This is a genomic window from Herbaspirillum sp. WGmk3, assembly GCF_023952535.1.
GTDB classification, from domain to species: Bacteria; Pseudomonadota; Gammaproteobacteria; order Burkholderiales; family Burkholderiaceae_D; genus Herbaspirillum; species Herbaspirillum huttiense.
Window position 1 is genome coordinate 1 of the sequence record NZ_JAKYWT010000061.1, and the last position, 273, is coordinate 273.

Annotated in this window: 1 protein-coding gene; it reads left to right on the forward strand. The window is 70.3% G+C overall.

The features are described 5' to 3' along the window. Window positions 1–273 (forward strand): amidohydrolase family protein (locus MKD49_RS25935; protein ID WP_252697731.1); only part of this gene is annotated, 273 nt, incomplete at both ends.

Sequence of the window (273 nt, forward strand, 5' to 3'; positions counted from 1 at the left end):
GCACCCATGGCTGCGCGGGCGCGGCTGGAACCAGGAAAACTGGAAGCTGGGGCGCTTCCCCACCGCGGCCGAACTCGACGCCGTCGTCAGCGACCGGCCGGTGTGGCTCGAACGCGTCGACGGCCACGCCGGCTGGGCCAACACCCGCGCGCTGGCACTGGCCGGCATCACGAAAGCCACGCCGGATCCGGTCGGCGGCAAGATCGTGCGTGACGCGAATGGCGAAGCGACCGGCGTCCTGGTCGACACGGCGCAGGATTTGCTGACCAAAGT